Here is a 3,480-nt window from a genome sequence, read left to right as displayed (position 1 = left end):
GTCATCGGCAAGGCCTTCGATGAGGGTTGGGGCGCGGTGATCTGCAAGACCGTCAGTCTGGATGCGTCGAAGGTAATAAACGTGCAGCCGCGCTATGGGCGCTTGCGCACCCATGAGTCGCAGGAGATTTTTGGCTGGGAAAATATTGAGCTGATCAGCGATCGTGAGTTCAGCGTCTGGCTCGATGAGTTCAAGCAGATCAAGGACAAATACCCCGACCGCGTGCTGATCGCTTCGATCATGGAAGAGTATCGGCGGGACGCCTGGATCGAGATCGTCGAGCGCTGCCAGGCGGCCGGCGTCGATGCGCTGGAGTGCAACTTCTCTTGCCCACACGGCCTGCCCGAGCGACGGATGGGCTCGGCCATGGGCGAGAACGCCGAGGTCCTCAAGGAAGTCTGCGACTGGGTCAGCAGTGCGGCCAAGGTGCCCGTGTGGGCCAAGATGACGCCCAATGTAACGCACATCGAGGATCCATCGCGCGCCGCGCTAGCGGCCGGCTGTGCGGGGATCAGCGCTATCAACACGATCCGTAGCGTGATCGGCATCAACCTACAAACATTGCGGCCCGAGCCAACGGTCGAAGGCTTTACGACTTTCGGCGGTTACTCTTGCAAGGCCGTGATGCCGATTGCGTTGCGGATGTGCGCCGAAATCGCCCTGTTGATCCGTCAGGAATTTCCGGGGCGCAGTCTGTCGGGCATCGGCGGCGTCGAATCGGGGCGCGACGCAGCGCAGTTTATTCTGTTGGGTTGCGACACCGTGCAAGTCTGCACGCACGTCATGAAAGTCGGCTATCGTTGCGTGGCGGAAATGATCGACCAGTTGGCTGCCTTCATGGACCAGCACGGTTTCGGCACGCTGACTGATTTCAAAGGGCACAGCCTGCAATACTTCACGACGCACGCCGACCTGGTCCGTCGCCAGGCCGAAAGTCGCCAACAATCAAAGGCCGCCGCAACCGCGCACTCTCACGACCGCGCCGTGGCCAAAGATCAAGAATGGCGTGGAGACGATTTCGTGAAACAGACCGACGCCCTGGCCCGCGGTTGAACCTGCGCCGACGGCATTCACTTTTCATCGCGGTGGGGGTCACGCGCCGTGTGTCGGGTCGCGGCGGAGCATTCGACCGTGCTCATTCGAGCCAATGAATTTGCCGTCGCGCACCTGGATTCGACCGCGCACCGTGACCATGTCGGCACGCCCCTGAATCGGCCATCCCTCGAACGCGCTGTAGTCGACGTTCATTTGCTGTGTCTTGGCCGAAATCGTGCCACGATAGGCCGGATCAAAAATTACCAGGTCCGCATCGGCACCCGTTTGAATCGTTCCCTTGTGGGGAAACAGTCCGAACAACCTGGCTGCTTTCGTCGAAGCGACGTCGACAAACCGGTGCAAATCGATACGCCCGGGCACGACGCCGTGGGTATACAGCAGGCGAACGCGTTCTTCGACGCTGGGGATACCATTGGGAATTTTGGTGAAATCGTCGCGTCCCATCTCCTTCTGCTTTCGAAAGTCGAAGGGCGCGTGATCCGTGGCGACCGTATCGATCTCACCCGCCACAAGTGCGTTCCACAACGCCTGCTGATGCCGCGGCTCGCGCAGTGGCGGTGACATCACGTATTTGGCGCCCTCGAAATCGGACCGCTCGGCAAACGTTCGGTCGAGCACCAGATAAGGAACCACCGTCTCGACCCATAGCCGCGCCCCCTCTTGGCGCGCGCGACGAGCGACCGACAGCGCGTCGTCACTCGACGTGTGAACCACGTACACATGCGCATCGGTCGCCCGGGCGAAGGTCGCCAGGTGCTGCACACCTGCGGCTTCGACCATGGGCGGGCGCGATGGTTCGTGCCATTCGGGGCCGGTCTTTCCTTCACTGAGCAGTCGCTGCTGCAACTGCGCCACCAGCTCGGCGTTTTCGCAGTGCGCCGTGACGATCACCCCCAGCCGTCGGGCAAGCGCCAGCGTGTTGTATAGCTCGGCGTCGTCGATGCCAAAGGCGCCCTTGTAGGCCAGGAAAACCTTGAACGAGGCCGTACCGTCGGCCACGATCCGCCGCAATAAATCGGGCGTGCGCTCGTCGAAGCGCGTCACACCCATATGAAAAGCGTAGTCGCAGGCCGAGCGTCCAGCCGCTTGAGACTTCCAGAGTTCGTAGGATTCCCACGGGTCGTCGGCGCGACTGGGGCAGACCATTTCGATGAGCGTGGTCGTCCCTCCCACAAGTGCTGCCCGGCTGGCCGTATCGTACGTGTCCTTGGCGAAGGTCCCCATAAACGGCAAGTAGATATGTACGTGCGGGTCGATGAACCCGGGGAACACCAGCTTGCCCTGGGCGTCGATCACTTGGCAATCGGCGCTGTCGCTGTCGGGGGGCGCGCTCAGGTCGGCGCCGATCCGCGTAATCGTCTCGCCCTCGCACCAGATGTCGGCGCGGTAGCGTTCTTCGGCCGTGACGATTTCACCGTTTTTGATCAAGAGCGCCATATCGTCATTCCAACGTTCGCCGCGTGTTGGACGGCGATCTTGTTCGTACGCTTGCTAAGGCGCCATGATGGCGGTATACGTTTCCGGCCGGCGGTCGCGATAGAACTGCCAGGTGTTGCGCACTTCGCGAATCATGTCCAGATCGAGATCCGCGATCACGATGTCGTCGGTATCGCGCGCTCCCTGAGCCACGATCTGACCGCGCGGATCGCAGAAGTAACTCTGACCGTAGAACTCGCCGATGCGCCAGGGATCTTCCCAGCCCGGACGATTGATCGCGCCGACGAAATAGCCGTTCGCCGCCGCATGGGCCGGCTGTTCCAGCTTCCACAGGTACTCAGACAGTCCGGCCACGGTCGCCGACGGATTGAAGACGATCTCCGCGCCGCCCAGCCCCAGGCAGCGCGCGCCTTCGGGAAAATGGCGGTCGTAGCAGATGTAGACACCGACTTCGGCGAAGCGCGTATGAAAGATCGGATAGCCCAGGTTGCCCGGTCGGAAGTAATACTTTTCCCAAAAACCAGGCGACACTTGCGGCAGGTGAATCTTGCGGAATTTCCCCAGGTACGCGCCGTCTGCGTCGATCACCGCTGCCGTGTTGTAGTACAAGCCAGTGATTTCTTCTTCGTACACCGGCAGCACCAGGACAATGCCGTGCTTCTTGGCAATCTCGCGAAACCGCACGGTCGTTGGGCCATCGGGCACGCGTTCGGTCAGGTCGTACCACTTGGTCTGCTGTTCAGCGCAGAAGTACGGGCCGTAAAACAACTCCTGCAGGCAGACGATTTGAGCGCCCTTTCGGGCGGCCTGGGCAATCAGCGCCTCGTGCTTTTCGATCATCGCCTGTTTGATCTTGGCCACGGGCGATGTGGCTGGCTCGCAGAGAGTCGCCTGGATCAATCCGCCGCGGACTATTCGTGGCATATGCTTCAACCGACTGCTGACAACGAAATTGATTTGCCCCTATACTACCCGACGAAGACGAAT

General features: G+C 60.9%; 3 protein-coding genes. 1 reads left to right on the top strand and 2 read right to left on the bottom strand.

Going from position 1 to position 3,480, the window contains the following annotated elements:
- A partial coding sequence (gene preA, locus VGG64_10210; GenBank protein HEY1599966.1) for an NAD-dependent dihydropyrimidine dehydrogenase subunit PreA occupies positions 1–1,053 on the top strand: 1,053 nt, incomplete at its 5' end.
- Positions 1,054–1,092: 39 nt separating this feature from the next.
- Here preA and hydA read toward each other — a convergent pair.
- Both hydA and VGG64_10200 read right to left on the bottom strand, forming a co-directional pair.
- Complete coding sequence (gene hydA / locus VGG64_10205) at positions 1,093–2,493, bottom strand: dihydropyrimidinase (GenBank protein ID HEY1599965.1); 1,401 nt, start codon at positions 2,491–2,493, stop codon at positions 1,093–1,095.
- Positions 2,494–2,547: 54 nt separating this feature from the next.
- Positions 2,548–3,417, bottom strand: a complete 870-nt coding sequence (locus VGG64_10200) for a nitrilase-related carbon-nitrogen hydrolase (GenBank protein HEY1599964.1) — start codon at positions 3,415–3,417, stop codon at positions 2,548–2,550.
- Between the last annotated feature and the right edge of the window lie 63 nt (positions 3,418–3,480).

It is taken from the genome of Pirellulales bacterium, from assembly GCA_036490175.1.
GTDB lineage: Bacteria > Planctomycetota > Planctomycetia > Pirellulales > JACPPG01 > JACPPG01.
The sequence above is the reverse complement of the archived record's forward strand: the minus strand, read 5'-3'. Positions and strand labels throughout refer to the sequence as shown.